The sequence below is a fragment of the Dokdonella koreensis DS-123 genome, from assembly GCF_001632775.1.
Classification (GTDB): Bacteria; Pseudomonadota; Gammaproteobacteria; order Xanthomonadales; family Rhodanobacteraceae; genus Dokdonella; species Dokdonella koreensis.
In genome coordinates, this window is record NZ_CP015249.1 from 1,365,890 (window position 1) to 1,392,189 (window position 26,300).

Consider the following 26,300-nt stretch of genomic DNA (forward strand, 5'->3'; position numbering starts at 1 on the left):
CTGAGCGAAGCGAGTTGGGGCAGCGTGCCTGGCCGACCGAGAAGCGCAGGGGACCGGCACGGCGCAGCCGTGCCGGCTCGCGCCGGCGACCACGGTTTTGGTTACTTTTGCCAAGACAAAAGTGACCCGCGCGCGCAGCGTGCGGAAGCTGTTGCTCTGATCTTCTGCCGTGGTTATCTGGTGAGGATGGCTGGCGCAGAAAAGAGCAACAGCAACATCAAGAGCTTTCGTCCGCTGCGCGGCCGAGTCCCTTTTGTGGCGGTCCATCCCTGGCCGCCACCCGTGCGGGCCATCGCTGACGCGATGTCAAAAATGTCTCCCGGACATTTTTTGACGGGCCAAAAGGAACCAAAAGCCCTCTCGTCCGGCGTCCCCTGCGCTTCTCGGACGACGAGGCACGGCGCCCCAACTCGTTTCGCTCAAACACGGGGCGCCTCTGCGACCTCGTCGCCCTGCGATGCTCGGCTTGCTTTAGGGCGAAACATCAAAAGCAGAAAGCAACGGCAACGGCGAAAAACTACCAACGGCGCATCAGCCTGCCGCGAGCGCGCGAATCGGCCGCCGGAACAGGTGCAGTGCGAGTTTGTCGGGCCGGAACCGGCCGGCGCGGTCGACGATGCCGGACTGCTCGAAGCCGAGCCGGCCCAGCAGCCAGCCCGGCCGGTCGCCGGCCGGGTTGATCGTCGGGTCGCTGGTGAACACCAGCTCGAAGCCGGCGGCGCGCGCGCGTTCGGCGATCGCCGCGTCGTAGCGGCCGTGCGGGAACGACATCGTCGCCGGCGGCCGCCCATCGGCGAGGTAGGCGGCGACCGCGGTGCGCGCGCCGCCGAGTTCGGCGTCGAGGTCGGCGGCGTGCGGCATCGGCGTATGCGTCTTGCCGTGGGTGCCGATCGCGATGCCGCCGTGCTCGAGCGCCTGCAACTCCTCGGGGGTGACCATGTGGCGCAGGCCGTCGTCGAGCGCGTCGGCGAACGGCGCCAGCGCCTGCGTGCGCTCGGTCTCGTCGAGGCGCTCGATCGCGGCGATCACGCGGCGCAGGCTGGCGATGTCCTCGCCGTCCGCCGTGATGCCGGCGGCGGCGGCCAGGTCCGCTACGCGCAGCCGGCCGAGCCGCCAGCCGCCGACGATGCGCTCCTGGTAGAACGCCAGCCGGCGGCCGACCACGTCGGCGACCACGAACAGCAGGCCGGGGACGCCGGCACGGGCGAGCCGCGGCAGCGCGAAGTCGGCGTTGTCGGACCAGCCGTCGTCGAACGTGACCAGCAGCGCGCGCGGCGGCAGCGGCGTGCCCGACCGTCGCGCGGCCAGCACGTCCTCGACCGAGACGATCCGGTAGTGACGCCGGAAGAACGCCAGGCAGGCCTCCAGCAGGCCTGCCTCCAGCGTGTAGTCCGGGTCGCACGATCGCCAGCGCGGGTCGGCCGCGTCGAGCACGCGGTGGAACATGATCACCGTCAGCGTGCGCCGGTTGCGCAGGCGATGGTAGAGGCCGAGCAGGCCGCTACCATAGAGCCACTTCTTGGCGAGATCGGACAGCATGGAAACGAGCCCCGTGGTTTCGGCCATCATACCGACATACAACCGCCGCGAACTCGTCGTGCATGCCGTGGGCACGGTGCTCGCGCAGACCTTCCCGGTCGATGAAATCATCGTCGTCGACGACGGCTCGACCGACGGCACCGAGGCCGCGCTGCGCGCCGCGTTCGGCGACCGCATCGTCTACCTGCGGCAGGCCAACGCCGGTGTCTCGGCGGCGCGCAACCGCGGCATGGCGCTGGCGCGCGGCCGCTACCTGGCCTTGCTCGACAGCGACGACGAGTGGCTGCCCGAGAAGACGGCGCGCCAGGTCGACTGGCTCGAGGCGCACCCGGACTTCGGCATGGTGCTGTGCGACGTATCACGGACCGACGCCGAGCGCCGGCCGGTGGACCGGCTCGAACGCCGCCGGCTGACGCCGGAAGACGGCTGGGTGCTCAAGTGGGCGCTGCTGGAGCCGGCGCTGGCGCCGGTGTCGGCGCTGTTCCGTCGCGAGGTGTTCCAGACCACCGGCGGCTTCGACGAATCGCTGCGTACGGCCGAGGACCTGGACTTCCACCTGCGCGTCGCGCGGGACTGGAAGATCGGCGTCGTCGACGCCGTGCTGGCAACGGCGATGCGCGGCCACGACGGGCTGTCGGCGCTGGCGCAGACCTACGAGGACTATGTCCGCGTGATCGAGCGCGCGGCGGCCGGTGCGGACGGCGTCCCGGCCGAGGACCGCGGGCGCGCGCTCGCGGCCGCCTACGTGCGCAGTGCGCGCGGCATGCTCTATGCGGGGCGCTGGGGAGCCGCGTGGACGTATGCGCGAAGCGCCTGGCACGCGACCGGCGACCGCGCGTTGCGCCGGCAGGCGCTGGCCCTGTTGCCGCTCGCGGCGCGCCGGCAGGTGGCGCGTCTGCTCGGCCGCGGGCGCTGAAGCGCCGCCGCCGGCATCACCCAGATCGTCACCGCCGGCCCGTTGGACGGGCCGGCGGTCCCTCGGTTCTCAGTAGCCGTACAGGCCGGCGGCCTTGGCGTGCGCAGCGATGCGGTCCACCGACAGGGCCTGTCCGTAGAACAGCGCGACGTGGCCGAGCGTCGAGTAGACGTAGGGCCGGTCCGCGCCCGGCTCGGATGCCACGTAGATGCTGGGTGCCGTCAGCGTGCCGACATAGCCGAAGAGCGACTGCACCTGCAGCAGGTGGCCGTTGATGTAGATGCGCACCTGGTTGACGGTGGCGTCGAGCACGGCGGCCAGGTGGTAGGTGCGGCCGGCGTTGAGACCCGAGAGGTCCACGCGCGTGCCGGTACCGACCTGGATGCGCGGCTGCAGGCCGACCACGCCGAAGCTCAGGAACGGATCGACGCCGGTGTCGCCGATGTAGAGGATCGGCTGGTGGCCCGAGCCCATCGTGTGCGAGCTGTACACCGCTTCGACCGTCAGCGAGCCGCTCGGCGTCGGCGTGCCGGTCGGGTTGCCGGCCGCGATCGCCTTGCCGTTGCCTTCGCCGAGGCGGACGTGGTTCGCATCGCTGGTCGGCATCAGCCGGCTGAAGCCCGGCGACAGCGTGATCGCCGCGCCGGAGATCGTCGCGTCGAAATGGCCCGGCCCGAGGTCGGCGAACGCGGTGGCGCCGGCGGCCTCGTCGAGCGGGTAGTAGAGCGTCGGCGCGTCGGCCATGATCTCGTCGTGCAGGCTGGCGACGCCGTTGGCGTTGATCGCGACCCAGGTGTTGTTGCGGCGCGCGTAGAGCGCGCCATCGGCGGGCGCGTCGGCGAACGATCCGCCCGCCGGACCTTGCGGTCCGACGGCGCCCTGCGGTCCGACGGGGCCGATCGGGCCTTCCGGCCCGGTGGCACCCGCGGCACCGGCCGGGCCTTGCGCACCGGCCGGGCCTTGCGGGCCCTCGGCACCGGTCGCGCCCGCGGCACCCGCCTCGCCCGCAGGTCCAGCCGGCCCCTGCGGTCCAGCCGGACCCTGGGCGCCTGCCGGGCCTTGCGCACCGGTCGCGCCGGTGGCCCCCGCGGTGCCTGCCGGACCTTGCTCGCCGGCCGGCCCCTGCGGTCCCTGGGAGCCGGTGGCGCCGATCGGGCCTTGCGGACCCTGCGGGCCGATCGGACCCTGCGGACCGATGGGGCCGGCATTGCCGTTCAGCGCGTACTGTGCAACCGGCGTCGTCGCGACCGCCTGGCGCGGGCTGAGCGGCTGGCCGTTGACGCGCACTTCCAGCCAGAGCTGGTTGCCGGTGAAGGCGCCCGGGAACGACAGGCTCACCGTGAACACGCCGTCGGCGACCGGGAACTGCGTCTCGGTCTGCGTGCTGCCGACCTGCAGGCCGCCGGTCGGCGCGTCGTAGAGCGCGAAGGCCAGGTCGTAGTCGCCGTTGGCCGGCTGGCCTTCGCGCGTGAGGAGACCCTGGTAGGTGAAGTCCGGGAGCTGGGCGACCTGCGCCGAGGCGCCGCCGCCGACGATGAGCAGCAGGCAGGCCAGGAAATGCCAAAGGGTCTTCATGGGGCGCAGTCCTCGAAACTCGTACGTAGGATGGAATCGTCGGGGCGGACGCCGGTCAGGAAACCGGTCGTCAGCGTGAAGTCACCGCCGCTGGAGACGCCGGCGACCGGCTGGCCGATCGTGCCGGTGAGGTCGAAGCAGGCATTGCGGGCCTGCCCGGCGCCGCCGGCGATGCTGTGCGCGGTGACCCGGAAGGTGGCGCCGGCCGGTGCGTCGCCGCCGGCTTCGGCGGCGAACGCGAGCGCGGTGGCCAGTGCCAGGCCGGTGGCGCCGGCCCAGCGCAGCGTGCGGCGCCGGCCCGGCCGGCCGCGGACGGCCGGCCGCGAAGACTCGCGCGGACGCCCAGCGTTCGGATGCGTTTTCATGAATAGCCCCTTGCGATGGAATCGATCGAGCCGGCCGCCATGGCCGGATGCCGCTTTCGCCCCCGATACGGGCGGCGTGTCCTTCAGCGTGCCCCGCGGCCGAAGAGGACCACTTCCAGTGTCTGCAGCAGGATCGCCGCGTCGAGCACGAGGTTGTGGTTCTTGACGTAGAACAGGTCGTACTTGAGCTTCTCCGCGGCGTCCTCCTCGGTGGCGCCGTAGGGGAAGTTCAGCTGCGCCCAGCCGGCCAGCCCCGGCTTGACGCAGTGGCGAAGCTGGTAGTAGCGGATCTTCTTGGACAGGTCCTCGACGAAGGTCGGCCGCTCCGGCCGCGGGCCGATCAGGCTCATGTCGCCGCGCAGGATGTTCCACAGCTGCGGCAGCTCGTCCAGGCGGGTCTTGCGGATGAAGCGGCCCACGCGCGTCACGCGGTCGTCGTTCTTGGCGGCCCAGCGCGCGACGCCGTCCTTCTCGGCATCCGGGCGCATGCTGCGGAACTTGGCCAGCGAGAACACCTGGCCGCGCTCGCCGACGCGCTCCTGCCGGTACAGCACCGGCGCGCGCCAGCCCGACTCGAACCGGATCGCCAGCGCGGTCAGCAGCATGAACGGCGACATCGGCACCAGCACCAGCAGCGCCGCCACGATGTCGAACGCGCGCTTGCTGAAGCGGCGCAGCGGCGAGGCGTTGAAGCCGTCGGAGAACACCAGCCAGGACGGGTCGATCAGGTCGAGCTGGACCTTGCCCAGCTCGCGCTCGAAGAACGTCGGCAGGTCGGTGATGGTAACGCCGTTCTGCTTGCATTCGAGCAGCTCGGCCATCGGCAGCGAGCCGCGGCGGTCGTCCGAGCCGACGACGATCTCGGCGATCTGCCGCTGCTGCACGAACGTGGACAGCGGCGTGCCCAGCCGCAGCAGCGAATCGGCGGGAACGCTCGGCGTCTCGCCGTCCATCGGCAGGAAGCCGACCACCGAGAAGCCGCGACGGTCCACGCGCCGGCGCATCCGCGAGGAAATCATCGATGCGCGCCGGCCGCTGCCGAGCACCAGCACGCGGCGCTTGAGCGCCTCCACGTCGATCAGCCGCATGAACAGCGTGCGGAAGCTGGCCACCGCGACGAAGCCGATCAGCATGCCGATGCCGGCCACGCCGCGGCCGATGTACAGGTGCGGCACGACGTAGTACAGCAGCGCCAGGCCGATGCCGCCCAGCAGGAAGCCGATCGCCTGCCGCGCCAGCACGCCGAACAGGCGCTCGCGCATGCGCGGCTGGTACAGGCCCAACGCTGCCATCGCGACGATGATGATCGCGCCGAACACCAGCGAGCGCAGCACGAAACCGGCCGAGTACTCGCTGAGCCACTCGTGGTCGTACCAGTAGCGGATGCGCACGGCCAGCCACAGCGAGGCGGCCAGCAGCAGCCATTCGCAGCTTGCGAGCAGGATCAGCCAGCGGTTGGCCTGGTCACGCAGGAAGCGCAGCATCCAGGTTCCTTTGCCGGTGTCTGCGGACAGCGCAGCCAGCCCCGGTGGGAGCACCGGAGAGGGGTGGGGGAGTCTCGGGTTGTCGGTCTGCATCTGCGAGCGCCGGTAGGGGGCCGGGCCCGGAGCCAAGCGAATCTCGTGCCATCATCGGCGGGATGATACCTTCCCGGCCCGATCCGCGCCCCATCGGGCTGCGGCGGGGTATCACCTCCCTGGGGGCTCCGACTGTGACGGCGCTCTCATTGTCAGAACATGACAGCGGCGGACACAATCGCGACCGGCGCCGCGTCAGGCCTTGGGGGCGGTATCGCGCAGCACCCGGAACTCGCCCTCGATCACCCCCGACGTGGCAGGCCGGCGGTCGGCGGCGGCCTGGGGCGCGGGACCGGCGGGCCGGCGCGGCCGGAACGCGTTGATCGCCAGCATCAGGGCGGCCCCCAGCGCCAGCACCGCGATCACTGCCAGGCCCAGCGTCAGCAGCGCCGCCATGACGACGAGCCCTGCGGCCATGGCCAGGATGCGCAGTACCGGGTTTTGCAGGCGCGGGAGTTTCCAGTAGATCATCGGACGGGAAGCCTGTGACAGAATGGGCGCGCCTGCCGCAACAGGCCGTTTGCCCGATTTTGGGACGTACGGCCGCCGGCGCAAGTGCCGGGAGTCCCGCCCCCCGTTCCGCTGCCGCGCCGCGCTCGCTCCGGGCCGGCATGCGTGCCGGCCGCGCCCGCGGCCATTCCTCCTTCAAGCCCGTCCGAGCCGATGACCGCAAGCCGCCACCTGTGCACGATCGACCAGATTCCCGACGGCGGCGCGATCGGCGCGGCCACGCGTCCGGATGCACCGTTCTTCGACCTGATCGTGCTGCGGCGCGGCCGCGAGGTGTTCGCCTACTACAACGAATGCCCGCATGCCGGGCGCAACCTCGACTGGTCGCCCGGGCGCTTCCTGGTCAAGGACGGCCTGATCGTCTGCGCCGCCCACGGCGCGAGCTTCGCGGTCGAGAGCGGCCTGTGCCGGGCCGGCCCCGGTGGCGGCGGGCTGGTGCCCGCGCCGGTGGTGGTGGACGGCGAGGACGTGCTGCTCGCCGTCGGCGCGACCGATCCGGCCTGAGGCCGCGTCATCAACGCGGCCATGCCGCGCTGCCGCAGTTTGGACGTCCGTACCAGCAACCGCGCGTGCTGCGACGCAGCAGCGTTTGCCGTATCCTTGCGCGCCGCCGTCGGTGACGGCGCAGTCCCCCTGAACACAGCAGCACGAGGAGATTCACCCATGGCGCTCGAACGGGTCCCGGCCGGTCGCGACGTACCGAACGAAATCAACGTGGTCATCGAGATCCCCAAGGATTCCGAGCCGGTCAAGTACGAAGTGGACAAGGCCACCGGCGCGATCTTCGTCGACCGCGTGCTGTCCACGCCGATGCGCTACCCGTGCAACTACGGCTACATCCCCGACACGCTGGGCGGCGACGGCGACCCGCTCGACGTCCTGGTGATCCTGCCGCTGCCGCTGGTGCCCGGTTCGGTCATCCGCTGCAAGCCGGTCGGCATGCTGAAGATGACCGACGAGGCCGGTGGCGACGAGAAACTGGTCGCGGTGCCGGTCTCCAAGGTGTTCGCCGGCTACGCGCACGTCGATACGATCGACCAGGTCTCGGGCCACTGGCTCGAGCGCATCGGCCACTTCTTCGAGCACTACAAGGACCTAGAGAAGGGCAAGTGGGTCAAGGTGGACGGCTGGGTCGGTGCCGAGGAGGCGCGCCAGGAGATCCTCGCCGGCGTCGAGCGCGCCCGCGGCGAGGCCTGAGGCCGCCGCCGGCGTCCGCGACGTCCGCCGCCGCTTGCGCGCAGGCGGGACATCCCCGACCCTGACGGTCCTCCGCAGGCGACCCGGCAGCAGCGATGTCCACCCATGATCTGATCGTGCTCGGCGGCGGTTCGGGCGGCATCGCCACGGCGATCCGCGCGGCGCGCCATGGGGCCCGCGTGGCCCTGCTGGAGCCGTCCTTGATCGGCGGCACCTGCGTCAACGTCGGCTGCGTGCCGAAGAAGGCGATGTGGCTGGCCGCCGAGCTGGCCCAGGCCGGCCGGCTCGCCGCCACGCTCGGCTTCGCCGGCAGCCTCGGCCGGCTCGACTGGCCGGCCTTCATCGCGCGACGCCAGCGCTACATCGAGGCGATCCATGCCGGGTATCGCCAGCGCATCGACGAACTGGGCATCGAGATGATCGCAGCGGCCGGCCGGTTCGAGACGGCGCAGCGCATCGTCGCCGACGGGCGCGTGCTGGAGGCGCCGCAGATCGTCGTCGCCACCGGCTCGCGGCCGTTGCGTCCGCGCTTCGCGGCGAACCTGGGCATCGACTCGGACGGCTTCTTCGCGCTCGACGCCTGCCCGCGTCGCGCCGCCATCGTCGGCAGCGGCTACGTCGCGGTGGAACTGGCCGGCCTGCTGCATGCGCTCGGCGCCGAGGTCGACCTGCTGGTCCGCGGCGACCGCCTGCTCGCCCACTTCGACGAGGAGATCGCGCGCCGCCTGACCGGCCTCTACGACACCGCCGGCCTGCGCGTCCGAGCCGGCTTCGACACGGCCGCGGCCGAGGAAACCGCCGACGGCCTGCGCGTGCGCGCGGCCGATGGCCGCGAGGTGACCGCCGACACGCTGATCTGGGCGGTCGGGCGCCGGCCCGATACGCGCGCGCTGGATCTGCAGGCCGCCGGCGTCACCTGCGACGCGCAGGGACACATCGTCGTCGACGCCTGGCAGCGCACCAGCGCGGCCGGCGTGCATGCCGTCGGCGACGTCACCGCGGCGCCGGCGCTGACACCGGTCGCGATCGCCGCCGGCCGCGCGCTGGCCGACCGCCTGTTCGGCGGTCAGCCCGAGCGGCGCCTCGACGCGGCCGACGTGCCGACGGTGATCTTCTCGCATCCGCCGCTCGGCTCGGTGGGCCTGGGCGAGGCCGAGGCGCGTGAGCGTTACGGCGACGCGGCAGTGAAGGTCTACAGCACGGCGTTCCGGCCGATGCTGACCGCGCTGGCCGACGGTCAGGCGCGCAGCTTCATCAAGCTGGTCTGCGTCGGCGAAGAGGAGCGCATTGCCGGCCTGCATGTACTGGGCCTCGGCGCCGATGAACTGTTGCAGGGCTTCGCCGTGGCCGTGAAGATGGGCGCGCGCAAGGCTGACTTCGACGCGACGATGGCGATTCATCCGACGTCGGCCGAGGAAGTCGTGCTGATCGAGTGAGGTGGCGCGTCGGCGCGTCACGGTCGTTCGCTTTGGCTTTGGCTCTTGGCTTTTTTGCCCTAAAGCAAGCCGGGCATCGGAGGTCGGCGAGGCCGCAGAGGCGCCCCGTGTCTGAGCGAAGCGAGTTGGGGCGTCGTGCCTCGTCGTCCGAGAAGCGCAGGGGACGCCGGGCGAGAGGGCTTTTGGTTCCTTTTGGCCCGTCAAAAAATGTCCGGGAGACATTTTTGACATCGCGTCAGCGGTGGCCCGGAGGGCGGCGGCCAGGGATGGCTGCCGCAAAAGGGACTCGGCCGCGCAGCGGACGAAAGCTCTTGATCGTGCTACTGCTTTGCTCCGTGCCGGCAATCCCTCAAAAGCCACGGCACAAGCTAAGAGCAAGAGCTTCCGCACGCTGCGCGCGCGGGTCACTTTTGCGGCCCGCCATCCCTGGCGGCCGCCCTTCGGGCCGTCGCTGCGCGACGTCAAGAATTTCTCCAGGAAATTCTTTGTCTTGGCAAAAGTAACCAAAACCGTGGTCGCCGGCGCGAGCCGGCACGGCTGCGCCGCGCTGGTCCCCTGCGCTTCTCGGCCAGCCAGGTACGCTGCCCCAACTCGCTTCGCTCAGACACGGGGCAGCTCTTCGGCCTGGCTGGCCTTCGATGCTCGGCTCGCTTTAGGCGCCAACAGCCAAAGCCGGAGCCAAAGCTGAAGCCAAAGCTGAAGCCGGAGCCAAGGCCAAGGCCAAGCACAGTGATCCGCCGATGGGCGAAGAGCCAAACAAAAACGCCGGAGCCTGAAGGCTCCGGCGTCGTGCAAAGTGGTGGACGTCCGTGTCCTGCTGCAAGAGGGAAGCGTGCCGATCAGTCGGCGCCGCCGATGGCGATCTGGCCGATCTTGAAGAACACGTCGGTGTTGTCGAACACGCCGTTGAAGTGGTGCGAGCCGCGGCCGTAGGCCGACAGCGGGATGTCGGTCGCGGTGTGGGCGGCCTGGTCGCCCGGCACCTGGCCGGTGACGAGGTAGCCGGTGCCTTCGTTGCGTACGTTGGGGTTGGCCGGCGACTGCGACGGCGGGAACGGCTGCTGCGTGTCGCGGGTCGGGTAGCGGCTCGGCAGCCAGGTCTCGTAGCGGTCGGCATTGGCGCCGTAGCCGATCAGCATCTTGCCGTCGATGTGCGTGGTTTCGGGGTAGCCGTCCTCGGCCATCGTGTACTTCGGGAACTTGGCCGCTTCGTAGATGCCGACCACGCTCTTGCCGGCGTCGGGATCGGCCGCGAGCGTGGCCGCGCTGACCGTGGCGGCACCGATGATCGCCGCGCCGGAGCACTCGTGGTCGGCCGTGACCAGCACCAGCGTATCGGGATTGCGCTCGGCGAAGCGCTTGGCCACCGCGATCGCCCGGTCCAGCTCGATGACTTCCAGCGTCCAGCGGTCGGTATCCATCAGGTGCGCCTGCTTGTCGATCGACGAGCCTTCGATCAGTGCGACGAAGCCGTTCGGGTTCTTCGACAGCACCTTGAGCGCGGCGTCGGTCATCTCGTCGAGCATCGGCTGGTCCGGGAAGCCGAACGCGTCGACCACCGTGGTGTCGCCGCGGCGGCCGGCGATCTTGTCGTAGGCGACGTTCATGTTCGAGTACGCGAACAGGCCGAGCAGCTTGTCCGGCGTGCCGGCCGCGAAAGCGGCGTCCAGGCCGCTCTTGTCCGGCGCGTAGCGGAAGCCGGCGCTGCGGAAATCGGCGATCAGGTCGCGTTCCGGGTCGAGCACGCCGCGCGCCACGCCCCAGCCGTTGACGATGTCGTCGCCGAGCACGTAGTCGTTGGTCTTGCGGCGCTGCGAGCCGTTGACCGGCTGCGGGCTGACGCTGTCGGACGGGTTGGGCAGGAACCACTTGCGGCCGCCGCCGAGCAGCACGGCCAGGCCGGTCTGGTCGCGGTCGTCGAAGAACTGGTCGACGATGCCGGTGCCGTTGCCGCGTGCCGAGGTGTGGATCGCCATCGAGGCCGGCGTCGCGTCGAACACGTCGGCCGTGGTGACCACGCCCAGCGACTTGCCCTGCAGGTTGTGCAGGTACTCGGACAGGTATTCGTAGCGCGGGTTGTCGAACGCGTCGCGGGTGTCGTCAGGCCAGACGCCTTCCTCGTTGTTGTTGGCCTTGTTGCCGGTGACGTAGTTCTGCATGCCCGGCGCCGAGTCGGTGACGATCGAGTTCAGCGAGGCGGTCATGACCATGCCGGTGTGCGGGAACGTGTCCATCGCCAGCAGGCCCTTGGCCTTGCCCTGGGCGTAGCCGCGCGAAATGATGCGCGCCGCGGTGCGGTGGGCAGCGCCCATGCCGTCGCCGAGGAAGATCACGATGTTCTTGGCGACCTGGCCCGATTCGGGGTTGATGCCGACGATCTCGAAGTTGCCGGTGGCGCTGATCGTGGTGCCGTCGTCCTGGCGCGCGGTCACGCGCAGCGTGTGCACGCCCGGCGTGCTCGCCGAGAACGCCCGGCGCGAGATCACGGTGGTGTTGGCCGGCAGGCCGGCGACCAGCGCGCAGCCGGAGGCGCCGGTGGTGCGGCCGGTGGTGGCATTGATGCAGGTCGCGGCCGGGCCGGTCTCGGTGACCGTGCTGGTCAGCCGCTCACGCGGATCGTGGATCAGCTCGCCGTCGACCCAGAACGGTCGCAGCGTGCTCTGGTTGTCGACGAAGAAGTCGAAGTGGACGATCGTGCGGCCCGCATCGGGCTCGATCGTCGCCTGCAGGTCGAAGCGCTGGCCCGGCAGGAAGCGGGCGATGACGGGGGCTTCCTCGCCGCTGGCGAACAGCTCGCTCGGCGGCGTGAGGCGCGAGATGCGCGCGGCGAAGGCGTCGCCGGCGAGGACGCCGAGGACGGCGGCCGCCAGCAGCGGCAGACCGCGACGGGATCGTGAGGCGAGGGACATGGGGCTACTCCTGGGTGGAAAGGGGGGGCAGTGCGCGGCCGTCCCTGGCCGCGGCCGTCAATGGCGGTGTCGGGGCTCGGCGGCCTTGGCCGCGTCGCGGCTGACGCGGCGCAGCGTGCGTGCCGCCGGCGCGTCGAGCGTCAGCTGCACCGGCGAGACACGGCCACTGGCGGCGTCCTCGCGGCTGCCGACGCTGAGCGTCCCGGTGAGCTGGATCAGGCCGGGGATGCGCGGGATCGTCGCGCCGGCCGCGGTGGGCAGCTGGACCATCACGGCCGTCGGCGGGATGTTGTCGGCGAGGCTCTCGTCCTCGTGGCCGATGTCCACCGCCAGCGGCGACAGCAGGAAGCGGTCGTCCGCCGGCGGGTACAGCGGGACCAGGTAGCCGACCATGCGCACGCGCTTGCCGTCGAGCGAGGCGAGCTTCTCGCTCGGCTCCAGGCCCTGCGGCCCCACCGGCAGGCGGAAGATCTCGCCGAACTTCAGCTCGGCGACGCCGCGCGGCGGCGCCTTGAGCTCGCCGCGCACGGCCAGCGCGCGCGGGACGTCGCGGGCGGCGACGGCAGGAATCGAGATCGCTTCGCCATGTGCATGGACGAAGCTGGACAGGGCGGCCAGCAACAGGCCCGGCAACAGGCGGGACGAGACGGACAAGGCGTGCATCCTCGGGCAGGCGCCGCAACGCGCGCGTGCGTCGCGGTAGCGATGCCCGGCAGCCTAGGCCGCGCAAATGAAGATGCGGTTACATGCCGATGACCGGGAACGGACCGCGCGCGATCCGGCGCCGCGGCCGTAGCCGTTACGCCGCGACGCGGCGAAGTACCCCGGCCGATTCCCGGCGGCCGCGTACGGCGGCTGCTACATCCGGAACACGCCGAAGCGGCCGCGCTCGATCGGCGCGTTGAAGGCGGCCGACAGGGCCAGGCCCAGCACGCGGCGCGTATCGGCCGGATCGATGATGCCGTCGTCCCACAGCCGTGCGCTGGCGTAGTAGGGATGGCCCTGGCGCTCGTACTGGTCGCGGATCGGCGCCTTGAAGGCGTCCTCTTCTTCCTTCGGCCAGGTCTTGCCGGTGGCTTCCAGGCCGTCGCGACGGACCGTCGCCAGCACGGAGGCCGCTTGTTCGCCGCCCATGACGCTGATGCGCGCATTGGGCCACATCCACAGGAAGCGCGCACCGTAGGCGCGGCCGCACATCGCGTAGTTGCCGGCGCCGAAGCTGCCGCCGATGACGACGGTGAACTTGGGCACGTGCGAACAGGCCACGGCGGTGACCATCTTGGCGCCGTCCTTGGCGATGCCGGCGTTCTCGTACTTCTTGCCGACCATGAAGCCGGTGATGTTCTGGAGGAACACCAGCGGGATGTCGCGCTGGTTGCACAGCTCGATGAAATGCGCGCCCTTGAGCGCGCATTCGGCGAACAGGATGCCGTTGTTGGCGACGATGCCGACCGGGTAGCCGTGGATCCGCGCGAAGCCGGTGATCAGGGTCTTGCCGTAGCGGGCCTTGAACTCGTCCAGTTCCGAGCCGTCGACGATGCGGGCGATGATCTCGCGGATGTCGAACGGGATGCGCACGTCGCGCGGGACGACGCCGTACAGCTCCTCGGCGGGATAGAGCGGCTCGCGCGGCGGCGCCACCGCCACCGGCAGGCGCTTGCTGCGATTGAGATGGCTGAGGATGTCGCGGGTGATCGCCAGCGCGTGCGCGTCGTTCTCGGCGTAGTGGTCGGCCACGCCCGATACCGCGGTGTGCACGTCGGCGCCGCCCAGCGATTCGGCGTCGACGATCTCGCCGGTGGCGGCCTTCACCAGCGGCGGGCCGCCGAGGAAGATCGTTCCCTGCGCCCGGACGATCACGGTCTCGTCGCTCATCGCCGGCACGTAGGCGCCGCCGGCCGTGCACGAGCCCATCACCACGGCGATCTGGGCGATGCCCAGGCTGCTCATCCGCGCCTGGTTGTAGAAGATGCGGCCGAAATGCTCGCGATCCGGGAAGACCTCGTCCTGCAGCGGCAGGAAGGCGCCGCCGGAGTCGACCAGGTAGACGCACGGCAGGCGGTTCTCCAGGGCGATCTCCTGCGCGCGCAGGTGCTTCTTGACGGTCATCGGGAAATAGGTGCCGCCCTTGACCGTCGCGTCGTTGGCGACGACGAGGACTTCCTGGCCGTGCACGCGGCCGATGCCGGTGACGAGGCCGGCGCCGGGCGCGGCGTCCTCGTACATGCCGTGGGCGGCCAGCGCGGACAGCTCCAGGAACGGCGAGCCCGGATCGAGCAGTGCGCGGATGCGCTCGCGCGGCAGCAGCTTGCCGCGTGCGGTGTGCTTGCTGCGTGCCGCTTCGCCGCCGCCGAGCGCGGCGCGGGCGGCGGTGGCCTGGAGGTCGTCGACCAGGCCGCGCAGCTGCGCGGCATTGGCGAGGAAGTCCTCGCTGCGGGTATCGATCTGGGTCTTCAGTGCCGGCATGGAGGATCCCCGTGCGTTGGATGCCGCGCATGAAAGCACGGCGGTACCGTGGCGCCAACGGCGTCGACGCCTGCGCCAAAGCAAACGGCCCGGCGGATACCGGGCCGTCGCTTCGCGATCAGGTGGAAGGCGCGATCAGTCGCCGCCGTCCTTCTTGACGGCATCGGTCGCCGCGTCCTTGGCGTCCTTGGCGGTTTCCTTGATGTCGTGGCCGACTTCCTTGGCGCCTTCCTTGACTTCGCGGCCGGCGGCCTTGGTGGCCTCCCAGGCATCCTTCGCGCCTTCCTTCACGGCCGAGCCGGTGGCGGAGGCGGCTTCCTTGGTGGCCTCGGCGGCATGGCCGGCGGCCTCCTTGGTGGCGTCGGCTGCCGCGCCGGCCGCTTCCTTGGTCTTGTCCCAGGCGGTGCCGGCGGTCTGGCCGGCCTGGCTGGCCGCATCGGACACGGCGGTGCCGGCGGTATCGGCCGCGGCGCGGGTGGCCTCGGCGGCCTTCGCAGCTGCTTCCTTGGTGGCCTGCGCGGCGTCCTGGGCCGCCTTCTTGGCGTCCTCGGCAGCCTGCTGGGCCTGCTTCTGGGAATCGTCGCTGCACGCGGCGAGCGCCAGCATCAGGACTGAAGCGGACAGCATCTTGGTCAACGACATGATTGAACCCTCCCTTGGATGATGGATGCGGCTGGGTGCTGCGTACCTGGCCCGGTCGCGCCCGCCGCCCGGCGCGACCTGCGTGTTCACGCCAGTTCGATCGCGATCGCGGTCGCCTCGCCGCCGCCGATGCACAGCGCCGCGACACCACGCTTGCCGCCGCGGGCCTGCAGCGCGTGCAGCAGGGTCACGACGAGGCGCGCGCCGGAGGCGCCGATCGGGTGGCCGAGCGCACAGGCGCCGCCGTTGACGTTGAGCTTCTCGTGCGCGATGCCCAGATCCTTGATCGGTGCCATCGCGACCACGGCGAACGCCTCGTTGACTTCGAACAGGTCGACGTCGGCGACGTTCCAGCCGGCCTTCTTCAGGACGTTCTCGATCGCGGTGACCGGTGCGGTCGTGAACCACTGCGGCTCCTGCGAGTGCGTGGCATGCGCGACGATGCGCGCGAGCGGCTTCACGCCGCGCTTGCTCGCCTCGTCCGCGCTCATCAGCACGGTGGCGGCGGCGCCGTCGGAGATGCTCGAGGAACTGGCCGCGGTGACGGTGCCGTCCTTCTTGAACGCACCTTTGAGGGTCGGGATCTTGGCGATGTCGGACTTGCCCGGCTGCTCGTCGGTGGCGACCTCGATCTCGCCCTTGCGCGAGGCGACCTTGACCGGAACGATCTCGGCGGCGAACGCGCCGGAGGCGATCGCGGCCTGCGAACGCTTGACCGACTCGATCGTGTAGGCGTCCTGTTGCTCGCGCGTGAAACCGTATTTCTCGGCGGTGGCCTCGGCGAACACGCCCATCGACTGGCCGTCGTAAGGGTTGGTCAGGCCGTCCCAGGCCATGTGGTCGACCAGCTTGGCATCGCCGTAGCGCAGGCCCGGGCGCGCGTTGACCATGTGCGGCGCGTTGGTCATCGATTCCATGCCGCCGGCGACGACGACGCTGGCCGAGCCGGCCTTGATCAGGTCGTTGGCGAGCATGATCGCCTTCATGCCCGAGCCGCAGACCTTGTTGATCGTCGTGCAGCCGGTGGACGTGGGCAGGCCGGCCGCCAGCGCGGCCTGGCGCGCCGGTGCCTGGCCGAGGTTGGCCGGCAGCACGCAGCCCATGATGACCTCCGATACCTGGTCGGCGGCGACGCCCGATTGCTCCAGCGCAGCGCGGATCGCGGTGGCGCCGAGGGTCGGCGTCGGCACGCCGGTGAACTGGCCGAGCATGGAACCGATGGCGGTGCGCTTGGCGCCGACGATGACGACATCAGACATGGGAGTACTCCTGGAAAATGCGGGCGGGCGCGAGGAAGGCCGGCCGGGCGCGCATTATGGCAGCGCACCGGAGTGGCGCAAAGCGCACCGCCGGCGTGCAACGCCTCAGGTGCGGGCGGCGGCGTGGCGCCGTGCGACCTCGGCCCAGTCCACGACCTGGTAGAACGCGGCGATGTAGTCGGGCCGGCAGTTCTGGTAGCGCAGGTAGTAGGCGTGCTCCCATACGTCCAGGCCCAGGACCGGGACGTGGCCGTGCATCAGCGGGCTGTCCTGGTTGGCGCTGCTTTCCACCACCAGCGTTCCCTGCGGCGTCACGCACAGCCAGGCCCAGCCGCTGCCGAAGCGCTTCAGCGCAGCCTGGGTGAAGGCCGCCTTGAACGCCTCGAACCCGCCGAGGTCGGCGTCGATGGCGGCGGCCAGCGCCCCGTCCGGCGCGCCGCCGCCGGACGGCGACATCACGGTCCAGAACAGCGAGTGATTGGCGTGGCCGCCGCCGTGGTTGACCACCGCCTCGCGCAGGGACGCGGGCACGTCGGCCACGCGGGCCAGCAGCTGCTCGACCGGCATCGCCTCCCAGTCGGTCCCGGACACGGCGGCGTTGAGGGCATTGACGTAGGTCTGGTGATGCCGGCTGTGATGGATCTCCATCGTCTTGGCGTCGATGTTCGGTTCCAGCGCATCGTAGGCATAGGGTAGCGGCGGCAGGCTATGGGCCATGGGAAGGTCCTCCGGGACGGTGGCGAAGAGCGGGCAGGGCGGATGGGCGTGCCGGCGCCGGCCCGGCGGCGGGTGCGCGGTCGAGCAGGCCGCGCACGCGCGGCGGGTCGCCGTGCCGGCGCGCGAACGCGAGCAGTTCGGCATAGGTGCGGTTGCTGTGGCGCAGGGCCGCCGCGCGCAGCGCCGGCGGCAGCTGCGGATCGGCCTGGGTGCGCAGCAGGCGCTCGTGGACTGCGCACAGGTAGCCGGCGCTGATCGCCGCCTGGTCCAGGCGCACGTGCAGGTCGGCCAGGTTGTGGCTGGAGACCACCACGGCGGCCACGGCTTCGTCGGCGTCCGGCCACAGCGTGAACAGCAGCTGCGCCTGGGCCAGCGCGCGCAGGTAGTGCTCGCGGGCCTCGATCAGGTCGCCGGCGTGGTAGCGGGCGTTGCCGGCTTCGATCGTCTGTTTCCAGTGCTCCACGACGTTCTCCTAGAGGGCCAGCGCCGTGTCCATGACCATCATCAGGCAGAAGCCCAGGCACAGCCCGGCGCTGGCCGCGGCCACGTGCCCGTTGCGGTAGGACTCCGGCACGATCACCTGGACCACCGCGATCAGCATTGCCCCGGCCGCCAGCGCCAGCCCCCAGGGCAGCGCGATCGCGGTCAGCCCGGCCAGCCAGGCCGAGGCGACCGCCGCGATGGGTTCGACCAGGCCCGATGCCGCGCCGGCCAGCAGCGCCTTGCCGCGCGTCAGGCCGGCACCGGCCAGTACCAGGGCGACCACGAGGCCCTCGGGCATGTCCTGCAGCGCGATGCCGAGGGTCAGGCCGCGCGCTTCGGGCAGGGCCGCGCCGGCGGCGACGCCGACCGCCATGCCCTCGGGGATGTTGTGCGCGACGATCGCGATGACGAACAGGACGATGCGCGCCGGCACCAGCGGGCTCCCCGGCACCGACGGGCCCAGCCGGTCATGCGGCAGCAGGTGCTCGACGGCGACCAGGCCCGAGGCGCCGAGCAGCAGGCCGGCGCTGACCAGGCCGCCGGCCTGCCACGGCGTCGCGCCGAGGTCCCGTGTCGCGTCCAGGCCCGGCACGATCAGCGAGAAGGCGGTGGCCGCCAGCATCACGCCGGCACCGAAGCCGAGCAGGCCGTCGGCGACGGCCTGCGGCAGGGTACGCACGACCAGGACCGGCAGTGCGCCCAGGGCGGTGCCGAGTGCACAAAGGCCGCCGGCCTGCAGGGCGTGCTGCAGCGGTGGGTCGAGGTCGGCCGCCGCGTACCCCAGCAGCACGGCCGCGACGACCAGGGCGGCGGCGAGCGGGCCGGACAGCGACGAGGGGAAGCGGGACGAGGCGATGCGCATGGCTCGGCAGGCGGTGGGGTGGCCTGACGATAATGCGAATCGTTCGCATTTAATTCAAGGGCACGATGCCACGTTCATCTTCCGGCCGCGGGCGGACCGGCTGCGGCGGGCACGCTGCGGACAGGCAGGGTCAGGCCGGTTGCGGCCGTGGCGCGGGGACGCACGATGGTGCCGGTGCCGGTGTTGGCGCTGTAACGGTGCGCCGTCAGCTCTTGCCGTGGAACAGCTCGCGGCCGATCAGCATGCGGCGGATCTCGTTGGTGCCGGCGCCGATCTCGTAGAGCTTGGCGTCGCGCAGGATGCGCCCGGTCGGGAATTCGTTGATGTAGCCGTTGCCGCCGAGCGTCTGGATCGCTTCCAGCGCGACCTTGACCGCATTCTGCGAGGCGTTGAGCAGGCAGGCGGCCGGGTCGATCCGCGACTTGATGCCGCGATCGAAGTCCGCTGCCACCTGGTAGGCGAAGGCGCGCGAGGACTGCAACGCGGTGTACATGTCGGCGATCTTCGCCTGCATCATGCCGAACGTGCCGATCGGTGCGTTGAACTGCTTGCGCTCGCGCACGTACGGCAGGGCGATGTCGAGCGCCGCCTGCATCAGCCCGATCGGGCCGCCCGACAGCACCAGGCGCTCGGTGTCCAGGCCGCTCATCAGCACGCGCACGCCGTCGTTGACTTCGCCGACGCGGTTCTCGTCGGGGATCTCGCAGTCCTCGAACACCAGCTCGCAGGTGTTGGAGCCGCGCATGCCGAGCTTGTCGAGCTTCTGGGCGGTGGAAAAGCCCTTCATGCCCTTCTCGACGATGAAGGCGGTCATGCAGCGCGACCCGGCCGGCTTCGGCGCGGTGCGCATGTAGACCAGCAGCACGTCGGCGTCGGGGCCGTTGGTGATCCACATCTTGCTGCCGTTGGCGATCCAGACCTCGCCCTTCTTCTCGGCGCGGCAGGTCATCGACCCGACCACGTCCGAGCCCGCGCCCGGCTCGCTCATCGCCAGCGCACCCACCCATTCGCCGCTGCACAGCTTCGGCAGGTACTTGCGCCGCTGCGCATCGTTGCCGTTGTGGTTGAGGTTCTGCACGCACAGGTTCGAATGCGCGCCGTAGGACAGGCCGACCGAGCCGGACGCGCGCGAGATCTCCTCCAGCGCGACGACGTGGGCCAGGTAGCCCAGATCCGATCCGCCCAGCTCGCCCGGGACGGTGACGCCGAGCAGGCCCAGCTCGCCGAACTTGCGCCACAGGTCCGCCGGGAACTGGTTCTCGTGGTCGATGCGGTCCGCGCGCGGCGCGATCTCCTTCTCGGCGAAGGCATGCACGGTCTCGCGCAGCAGGTCCAGGTCTTCACCGAGTTGGAAAGGGCGCATGGCGGACGGACTCCGTTCTGGTCAGTGGGCAGGCGCTTGCGGGGGGCCGGCGGCGCGTCGCAACCGCAGGCGCACTCTGCCACACTCGGGGCGGGCGCCACCACGCGCGCGCGGGAATCAATCGCATGCGACCGTTCAAACGAACGACCGGCCGATCGGGCACGATCGACGGCCGGTACCGATGCCTCCTCGTCCCGGACGGCGGCCGATGACCGCGCGCATCGTGGTCGTCGGCAGCGTCAACATCGACATGGTGGTGCACTGCGACACGCTGCCCGCCCCCGGCCAGACCGTCATCGGCGGCACGTTCCGCAAGCTGCCCGGCGGCAAGGGGGCCAATCAGGCCGTGGCGGCCGCGCGACTGGGCGCCGCGGTGACGTTCGTCGGCTGTATCGGCGACGACGACCTCGGTCGCGAGGCGCGCGCCGCGCTCGCGGCCGAAGGCATCGATACCGCACATCTCGCCGTCGTGTCCTCGGCCAGCACCGGCGTGGCGCTGATCAGCGTCGATGCGGCCGGCCAGAACGCGATCACCGTCGCCTCGGCGGCCAACGCCACCCTGGCGCCTGCCCAGGTCGACGCGGCCGGCGCGGCGATCGAGGCGGCCGACCTGCTGGTGTGCCAGCTCGAGTCGCCGCAGCCGGCGGTCGCCCAGGCGATCGTCCGCGCGTGCCGTGCCGGCGTGCCGGTGCTGCTCAATCCGGCACCGGCACCGCCCGCGCCGCCGGCCTTCCTCGGCGCGGTGGACGTGCTGGTGCCCAACGAGGTCGAGGCGGCGGCGTTGACCGGCATGCCGGCCACGGCCTTCGATGCCGCCACGGCCGCCGAGCAGTTGCGGGCGGCGGGTGCGGCGGGCGTGATCGTCACGCTCGGTAGCGCGGGCCTGTGCCTGGCCGACGCGGCCGGCACGCTGCGGCTGCCGGCGCAGCAGGTCGAGGTGGTCGACGCCACCGGTGCCGGCGACGCCTTCGTCGGCGCCCTGGCGGTGGCGCTGGCCGAAGGCGCGGACCTGCGCGCAGCGGCAGCGTTCGCGCAGCGCGCCGCCGCCGTCAGCGTGACGCGCCCGGGTGCGATGGCGGCGATGCCGCGGCGTGGCGAACTGGCCGGGTGGTAACCCGGTAAAAAGGGGTTTTTCGTCTTTACTGCGGGATCACTCGGCTCCGGCTCCGCTCTGGCTCTGGCCTTTGACTTTTTCGCCCTAAAGCAAGCCGAGCATCGCAGGGCGAGGAGGCCGCAGAGGCGCCCCGTGTCTGAGCGAAGCGAGTTGGGGCGCCGTGCCTCGTCGCCCGAGAAGCGCAGGGGACGCCGGGCGAGAGGGCTTTTGGTTCCTTTTTGCCCATTCAAAAGGGACTCGGCCGCGCAGCGGACGAAAGCTCTTGATGTTGCTGTTGCTCTTTTCTGCGCCAGCCATCCTCACCAGATAACCACGGCAGAAGATCAGAGCAACAGCTTCCGCCCGCTGCGCGCGCGGGTCACTTTTGTCTTGGCAAAAGTAACCAAAACCGTGGTCGCCGGCGCGAGCCGGCACGGCTGCGCCGCGCCGGTCCCCTGCGCTTCTCGGCCGGCCAGGCACGCTGCCCCAACTCGCTTCGCTCAGACACGGGGCAGCTCTTCGGCCTGGCCGACCTGCGATGCTCGGCTCGCTTTAGGCGCCAACAGCAACAGCAACAGCAACAGCAACAGCAACAGCAACAGCAGCGGCGAGAGCGAGGCGAGAGCCGATCGATTCACGCAGCGGGGCAAAGAACCAAAAAAAGAACGCGCCATGCGGCGCGTTCCTGATGCGGCGCGTGCAGACGCGGCCGCTTCTGGTGGGCCGGACGCGTGGTCCGGCCCTGTGGCCTTACTGGCCGCGCATGCGGCCTTCGAAGCGCGGCGCATGGTTGCCCATGTGCGGCAGGCGCAGCTTGCCGATCGTGGCGATGCGCTCCTCGGCCATGCGGTCGGCCGCCAGGTAGGTGGGGATGCCTTCCTGGCCGGCGATCTGGAAGATGCGCGTGAGGTTGTGGTAGATCGTGCGCATCATGCGCATCGCGCGCTCGCGGTTGTAGCCGTCGATCTCCAGCGAGATGTTCATGACGCCGCCGGCGTTGACCGCGTAGTCCGGCGCGTAGAGGATGCCGCGGCGCTGGACCTCGTCGCCGATCGCGTCGGTGGCGAGCTGGTTGTTGGCGGCGCCGCAGATCACCTTGCACTTGAGGCGCTCCAGCGTCTGTTCGTTGATCGTGCCGCCGAGCGCGCAGGGGCTGAACACGTCGGCGTCGACGTCGTAGATCTCGTCGATGCCCACTGCCTCGCAGCCGAACTCGTCGACGCAGCGCTGCACCGCCTCGCGGTTGATGTCGGTGACGAACACCTTGGCGTCGTGCTCGCGCAGCAGCTTGACGAACTCCAGGCCGACGTGGCCCACGCCCTGCACCGCGTAGGCGTGGCGGCCCACTTCCTCGCTGCCGAACTTGGCGTTGAGCGAGGCCAGCAGGCCCTGCAGCGTGCCGTAGGCGGTGAACGGCGACGGGTCGCCGGAGCCGCCGTGCACCTGGTGCACGCCGGTCACGAACTGGGTCTCGCGGAACACCCATTCCATGTCGTTGACGTCGATGCCGACGTCCTCGGCGGTGATGTAGCGGCCGTTGAGCGAGTTGACGAAACGGCCGAAGGCGCGGAACAGGGCCTCGGACTTGTCCTTGCCGGGGTCGCCGATGATCACGGCCTTGCCGCCGCCGAGGTTGAGGCCGGCGACGGCGTTCTTGTAGGTCATGCCGCGCGACAGGCGCAGCACGTCGTTGACCGCTTCCTGCTCGCTCTTGTAGGGCCACATGCGCAGTCCGCCGAGCGCCGGGCCGAGCACGGTGTTGTGGACCGCGATGATGGCCTTCAGGCCGACATCCTGGTTGTGGCAGAACACGACTTCTTCATGGCCGGTGCGGGCGATCGTTTCGAAAATCATCAAGAGACTCCGGACGGAACGAGGCGGCGCTCGCGCTGCACCCCGGCAGGGGCGGGGCGGTTCCGGCGAGCGGCGGATGGTAGGTGGCTGGACGCGACGGTGCCGCGGTAGGAAAACGGCGATTGTAGCCTGCCCCGTGCGGGGCGGGTATCGATCTCCGGGACCGGGTTCCGCGCGGTCGCGGCTGCGCGCACAATCGGCGCCCACCACCGTCCGGGAGCCCGCACCGATGCCGTCGATCGTCCGTACCGCCCTGGGGGCCGTGTTCGTGCTGGCGGGGCTCGCCACGTCCGTGCCGGCCCGTGCCGATGCGCGCGAGGCGGTGCTGGCGGCCCACCGCACGTCGATGGAATCGCGTGTGCGCATCGAGATGGACACCGCTGCCAGCGGCCGGGCCGCACGCTCGACCGTGCGCTACGACACCAGCCGGCGCGTGCACATGAAGACCGACCAGATGGAGCTGATCGTGCTGCCCGAGGGAACCTGGATGCGGACCGGCGGCGAGGCGTGGACCCAGCCGCCGTTCGATGTCGGCAGCCTGGTGCGCCAGCTGGTGCCGCAGACGGTGGAGCAGGTGCAGAACGGCATTTCCAATGCCGTGGCCGAAGGCGCCGCCGAGTTCGGCGGACAGGCGGTGCAGGCGTACCGCTTCGACGTCGCGGTGACCGTCATGGGCGTGCCGATGACTTCGCGCAACCGCATCCTGGTCGACGGCGCCGGGCGCATCGTCCATTCGGTCAGCGACGGCGAGGCGCTCGGCAGGAAGACCCATGCCGAGCAGACCTATCACTACGACGAGGCGATCCGCATCACCGCCCCGCACTGAACCGCGCCGTGGCGCGGGCGTGCGGTCAGCCGCGCTTGACCACCGGCAGCAGCTTCCACCAGTTGGAGTGGTACTGGGGCCACTTGCCGGCAAAGGAGGCGTGGTCGGGGTAGTTGAGCTTCAGGACGCGCTCGGCGTCGTCGGCGAGCTGGGTTTGGCCGAGCGCGCGGTAGGAATCGACCATGATCGCCAGCCCGTCGCCCACCTGCACGGTCTGCGGATAGGTCTCCACCACGCCCTTGGCGCGGTTGGCGGCGGCCACGTAGGCGCCCTTGCGCAGGTAGAACAGCGCGATGTTGATCTCGGCCCGGGCCATCGACTCGCGCAGGTAGATCAGGCGCTGGCGGCCGTCCGGCGCGTAGCGGCTCTGCGGGTAGCGCTTGAGCAGCTCGGAGAAGTCCTCGAAGGACTGGTTGAGGAAGGCCTGGTCGCGGCGCGAGGTGTCCAGGCCGACCATGCGGCTCAGGAAGTCGGCCTGGCGGTCGAAGTTGACCAGGCCGCGCAGGTAGTAGGCGTAGTCGATGTTCTTGTGCGTGGGATAGGTGCGGATGAAGCGGTTGATCGTGGAGTAGGCGTCGTCGTGCTTGAAGTTCTTGTACTGCGCGTAGGCCAGGTTGATCTGAGACTGCTCCGAGTACGCACCGAACGGGAAGCGCCCGATCAGTCGCGTGAACACCTCGGTCGCCTGGTTGTAGTTGGCGTTGTCGATCGCGGTGACGCCGCGCTGGTACAGCGCCTCGACGGGGAGCGTCTCCAGCTCGTTGCCGCGCTTGCCGAACGTCTTGCAGCCGACCATCGCGACGGCCAGCATGACCAACAGGAGTACACGCGCGACGGCGCGGGAAGAGGCGAGGATTGGCATGCGCGGGGAAGGGTCTGCGATGATTGACGGCCGATCATAACCCGAACGTCCATATGTCCGGAAACTACGCGACCAGAGCATGAACGACACCGAATCGACGCTGAACGTACGGATTCCCGAGCAGCTGGCCGGCCGCCGCCTCGACCAGGCCCTGGCCGAGCTGCTACCCGACTACTCGCGCTCCCGGCTGACCGGCTGGATCAAGGAGGGCCACGTCCGCATCGACGGTGCGGAGGCGGTACCGCGCCAGATCGTCATCGGCGGCGAGGAGGTCGTGCTGGCGGTGCGGCTGGAACGCGAGGTCTTCGCCGAAGCCGAGCCGATCGCGCTGGACATCCGCTACGAGGACGCCGACGTCATCGTCGTCAACAAGCCGGCGGGTCTGGTCGTCCATCCCGGCGCCGGCAACCCGGCCGGCACGCTGCAGAACGCCCTGCTGCACCACGACCCGGCCCTGGCCGGCATCCCGCGCGGCGGCATCGTCCACCGGCTGGACAAGGACACCTCCGGCCTGATGGTGGTCGCGCGCACCTTGCGCGCGCATACCGCCCTGGTCGCGCAGCTGTCCGAGCGCGACGTCCACCGCCAGTACGAGGCGATCGTCTACGGCACGATGGTCGCCGGCGGCAAGGTCGACGCGCCGATCGACCGCCATCCGCGCGACCGCATCAAGCAGGCGGTGCGCGACGACGGCAAGGAGGCGGTGACCCACTACCGCGTGCGCGAGCGCTACCGCGCGATGACGCGGATCGAGTGCCGGCTGGAGACCGGCCGCACGCACCAGATCCGCGTCCACATGGCGTACATCCGCCACCCGCTGGTCGGCGACGCGACCTACGGCAACGGGCTGAAGCTGCCCAAGGGCGCCACGCCGGCGCTGGTCGAGGCCCTGCGCGGGTTCCGCCGCCAGGCGCTGCACGCCGAGCGGCTGGCGTTCGCGCATCCCGCCGACGGCCGCGCGGTCGAGGTCGAGGCGGAGCGCCCGGCCGACATGGCCGCGCTGGTCGCCGCGCTGCGTGCCGATACCGCCGGGGACGGGCGCGAGTGAGCGCAGCCCCGCCGGCGCTGCCCGGCACGCTGGTTCCGGACTGGCCGGCACCGCCGGGCGTCCGCGCCCTCGTCACGACGCGCGGGCTGGATGGGGCCTCGGCCGCACCGTTCGACCGCTGCAACCTCGGCGACCGCTGCGGCGACGATCCCGCCGCCGTCGCCGCCAACCGTGCCGGCCTGGTCGCGCGCCTCGGGCTGCCGTCGCCGCCGTGCTGGCTGCGCCAGGTCCACGGCATCGCGGTCGAGGCGTTCGACGCGCCGCCGGGGCCCGCTGCGACGCCCCGCGAGGCCGACGCGGCATGGACGGTGCGGCCCGGCGTCGTGCTCGCGGTACTGACCGCCGACTGCCTGCCGGTACTGCTGTGCGCCGACGACGGCTCGGCCGTCGCCGCCGTCCACGCCGGCTGGCGCGGCCTCGCCGCCGGCACCGTCGAGGCGGCGCTGGCACGGCTCGGCGACCCGGCGCGCCTGCTCGCCTGGATCGGTCCGGCGATCGGCGCGGCGTCCTACGAGGTCGGCGCCGAGGTCCGCGATGCCTTCGTCACCGCCGATGCCGGTGCCGAAGCGGCATTCGCCGCGACGCGGCCCGGTCACTGGATGTGCGACCTCGCGGCGTTGGCGCGCCGGCGCCTGCACGCCGCCGGCATCCGGCACGTCCACGGTGGCGGTTTCGACACCTTCGCCGATCCGCGCTTCTACTCGTACCGGCGGCAGGCGCGCACCGGGCGTTTCGCCAGCCTGATCTGGCGCGACCCGTCGATGCGTTGAGCGTCGGGCGCAGGTCGTCCAGCGCGGGCAG

Annotated in this window: 25 protein-coding genes; 8 read left to right on the forward strand and 17 right to left on the reverse strand. The window is 70.9% G+C overall.

Annotated features, from left to right (window positions below; all coding sequences use genetic code 11):
• Window positions 1–531 precede the first annotated feature (531 nt).
• Complete coding sequence (locus tag I596_RS05305) at window positions 532–1,539, reverse strand: polysaccharide deacetylase family protein (RefSeq protein WP_067645196.1); 1,008 nt, start codon at window positions 1,537–1,539, stop codon at window positions 532–534.
• Between I596_RS05305 and I596_RS05310 the strand changes: the two genes are divergently transcribed.
• Window positions 1,538–2,455 carry a glycosyltransferase family 2 protein gene (locus I596_RS05310; RefSeq protein ID WP_067645199.1) on the forward strand — a complete coding sequence of 306 codons (918 nt, stop codon included), beginning with the start codon at window positions 1,538–1,540 and terminating at the stop codon, window positions 2,453–2,455. The two genes, I596_RS05305 and I596_RS05310, sit on opposite strands and share 2 nt — an antisense overlap.
• Window positions 2,456–2,524: 69 nt before the next feature.
• On the opposite strand, the gene I596_RS19185 is transcribed toward I596_RS05310, so the two are convergent.
• From I596_RS19185 to I596_RS05330, 4 genes are all read right to left on the reverse strand, one after another.
• A complete protein-coding gene (locus I596_RS19185) occupies window positions 2,525–4,030 on the reverse strand; it encodes a LamG-like jellyroll fold domain-containing protein (protein ID WP_067645202.1) in 1,506 nt (501 codons plus the stop codon).
• The gene (locus I596_RS05320) at window positions 4,027–4,395 is read right to left on the reverse strand and encodes a hypothetical protein (RefSeq protein WP_067645205.1); all 369 of its coding nucleotides are present in this window, start codon (window positions 4,393–4,395) and stop codon (window positions 4,027–4,029) included. Before I596_RS05320 ends, I596_RS19185 begins: the two co-directional genes overlap by 4 nt.
• An 83-nt stretch (window positions 4,396–4,478) precedes the next feature.
• Window positions 4,479–5,879, reverse strand: coding sequence for a TIGR03013 family XrtA/PEP-CTERM system glycosyltransferase (locus I596_RS05325; protein WP_067645208.1), 1,401 nt, complete (start codon window positions 5,877–5,879; stop codon window positions 4,479–4,481).
• 288 nt (window positions 5,880–6,167) lie between these two features.
• Window positions 6,168–6,443 carry a hypothetical protein gene (locus tag I596_RS05330; RefSeq protein WP_067645211.1) on the reverse strand — a complete coding sequence of 92 codons (276 nt, stop codon included), beginning with the start codon at window positions 6,441–6,443 and terminating at the stop codon, window positions 6,168–6,170.
• A gap of 192 nt (window positions 6,444–6,635) precedes the next feature.
• On the opposite strand from I596_RS05330, the gene I596_RS05335 reads away from it, so the two are divergent.
• From I596_RS05335 to gorA, 3 genes are all read left to right on the forward strand, one after another.
• Window positions 6,636–6,986 carry a Rieske (2Fe-2S) protein gene (locus I596_RS05335; protein WP_067645214.1) on the forward strand — a complete coding sequence of 117 codons (351 nt, stop codon included), beginning with the start codon at window positions 6,636–6,638 and terminating at the stop codon, window positions 6,984–6,986.
• Window positions 6,987–7,145: 159 nt separating this feature from the next.
• Complete coding sequence (gene ppa, locus I596_RS05340) at window positions 7,146–7,679, forward strand: inorganic diphosphatase (RefSeq protein WP_067645217.1); 534 nt, start codon at window positions 7,146–7,148, stop codon at window positions 7,677–7,679.
• 95 nt (window positions 7,680–7,774) lie between these two features.
• Window positions 7,775–9,115, forward strand: a complete 1,341-nt coding sequence (gene gorA, locus I596_RS05345; RefSeq protein ID WP_067645220.1) for a glutathione-disulfide reductase — start codon at window positions 7,775–7,777, stop codon at window positions 9,113–9,115.
• 839 nt (window positions 9,116–9,954) lie between these two features.
• Here gorA and I596_RS05350 read toward each other — a convergent pair.
• The 9 genes from I596_RS05350 to I596_RS05390 all read right to left on the reverse strand — a co-directional run bounded on the left by I596_RS05350 (window position 9,955) and on the right by I596_RS05390 (window position 19,816).
• Window positions 9,955–12,024: an alkaline phosphatase gene (locus I596_RS05350; RefSeq protein ID WP_067645223.1), complete on the reverse strand. Its 2,070-nt coding sequence runs from the start codon at window positions 12,022–12,024 to the stop codon at window positions 9,955–9,957.
• 57 nt (window positions 12,025–12,081) lie between these two features.
• Window positions 12,082–12,678 (reverse strand): hypothetical protein, encoded by a 597-nt coding sequence (locus I596_RS05355; protein ID WP_150132026.1) that lies wholly within the window; start codon window positions 12,676–12,678, stop codon window positions 12,082–12,084.
• Window positions 12,679–12,882: 204 nt separating this feature from the next.
• Window positions 12,883–14,490: a carboxyl transferase domain-containing protein gene (locus I596_RS05360; RefSeq protein WP_067645229.1), complete on the reverse strand. Its 1,608-nt coding sequence runs from the start codon at window positions 14,488–14,490 to the stop codon at window positions 12,883–12,885.
• Between the two features lie 135 nt (window positions 14,491–14,625).
• A complete protein-coding gene (locus tag I596_RS05365) occupies window positions 14,626–15,222 on the reverse strand; it encodes a hypothetical protein (protein ID WP_150132027.1) in 597 nt (198 codons plus the stop codon).
• Complete coding sequence (locus I596_RS05370; protein WP_067645234.1) at window positions 15,219–16,391, reverse strand: thiolase family protein; 1,173 nt, start codon at window positions 16,389–16,391, stop codon at window positions 15,219–15,221. The genes I596_RS05365 and I596_RS05370 overlap by 4 nt, the downstream gene beginning before the upstream one ends.
• Window positions 16,392–16,496: 105 nt before the next feature.
• Entirely contained in the window at window positions 16,497–17,108 is a 612-nt protein-coding gene (locus I596_RS05375; RefSeq protein ID WP_067645236.1) for a superoxide dismutase, read from the reverse strand.
• The gene (locus tag I596_RS05380; RefSeq protein ID WP_067645239.1) at window positions 17,098–17,571 is read right to left on the reverse strand and encodes a hypothetical protein; all 474 of its coding nucleotides are present in this window, start codon (window positions 17,569–17,571) and stop codon (window positions 17,098–17,100) included. Before I596_RS05380 ends, I596_RS05375 begins: the two co-directional genes overlap by 11 nt.
• Window positions 17,572–17,580: 9 nt before the next feature.
• Window positions 17,581–18,453: a ZIP family metal transporter gene (locus tag I596_RS05385; RefSeq protein WP_067645242.1), complete on the reverse strand. Its 873-nt coding sequence runs from the start codon at window positions 18,451–18,453 to the stop codon at window positions 17,581–17,583.
• Between the two features lie 205 nt (window positions 18,454–18,658).
• Complete coding sequence (locus tag I596_RS05390; RefSeq protein WP_067645245.1) at window positions 18,659–19,816, reverse strand: isovaleryl-CoA dehydrogenase; 1,158 nt, start codon at window positions 19,814–19,816, stop codon at window positions 18,659–18,661.
• Window positions 19,817–20,024: 208 nt separating this feature from the next.
• On the opposite strand from I596_RS05390, the gene rbsK reads away from it, so the two are divergent.
• A complete protein-coding gene (gene rbsK / locus I596_RS05395; RefSeq protein ID WP_083965392.1) occupies window positions 20,025–20,930 on the forward strand; it encodes a ribokinase in 906 nt (301 codons plus the stop codon).
• A 479-nt stretch (window positions 20,931–21,409) separates the two neighbouring features.
• On the opposite strand, the gene I596_RS18695 is transcribed toward rbsK, so the two are convergent.
• Window positions 21,410–21,583, reverse strand: a complete 174-nt coding sequence (locus I596_RS18695) for a hypothetical protein (RefSeq protein WP_190278992.1) — start codon at window positions 21,581–21,583, stop codon at window positions 21,410–21,412.
• A 76-nt stretch (window positions 21,584–21,659) separates the two neighbouring features.
• Complete coding sequence (locus I596_RS05400) at window positions 21,660–22,763, reverse strand: Glu/Leu/Phe/Val dehydrogenase dimerization domain-containing protein (RefSeq protein WP_067645251.1); 1,104 nt, start codon at window positions 22,761–22,763, stop codon at window positions 21,660–21,662.
• Between the two features lie 229 nt (window positions 22,764–22,992).
• Between I596_RS05400 and I596_RS05405 the strand changes: the two genes are divergently transcribed.
• Window positions 22,993–23,589, forward strand: coding sequence for a hypothetical protein (locus I596_RS05405; RefSeq protein WP_067645254.1), 597 nt, complete (start codon window positions 22,993–22,995; stop codon window positions 23,587–23,589).
• Window positions 23,590–23,614: 25 nt separating this feature from the next.
• Here the strand turns inward: I596_RS05405 and I596_RS05410 are convergent, their stop codons facing one another.
• Window positions 23,615–24,451 carry an outer membrane protein assembly factor BamD gene (locus I596_RS05410; protein ID WP_067645257.1) on the reverse strand — a complete coding sequence of 279 codons (837 nt, stop codon included), beginning with the start codon at window positions 24,449–24,451 and terminating at the stop codon, window positions 23,615–23,617.
• 79 nt (window positions 24,452–24,530) lie between these two features.
• Here I596_RS05410 and rluD point away from each other — a divergent pair, with 79 nt between their 5' ends.
• Together rluD and pgeF are read left to right on the forward strand one after the other, a co-directional pair.
• Complete coding sequence (rluD, locus tag I596_RS05415) at window positions 24,531–25,499, forward strand: 23S rRNA pseudouridine(1911/1915/1917) synthase RluD (protein WP_067645260.1); 969 nt, start codon at window positions 24,531–24,533, stop codon at window positions 25,497–25,499.
• Window positions 25,496–26,269: a peptidoglycan editing factor PgeF gene (gene pgeF, locus I596_RS05420; RefSeq protein ID WP_190278994.1), complete on the forward strand. Its 774-nt coding sequence runs from the start codon at window positions 25,496–25,498 to the stop codon at window positions 26,267–26,269. Before rluD ends, pgeF begins: the two co-directional genes overlap by 4 nt.
• Window positions 26,270–26,300 lie beyond the last annotated feature (31 nt).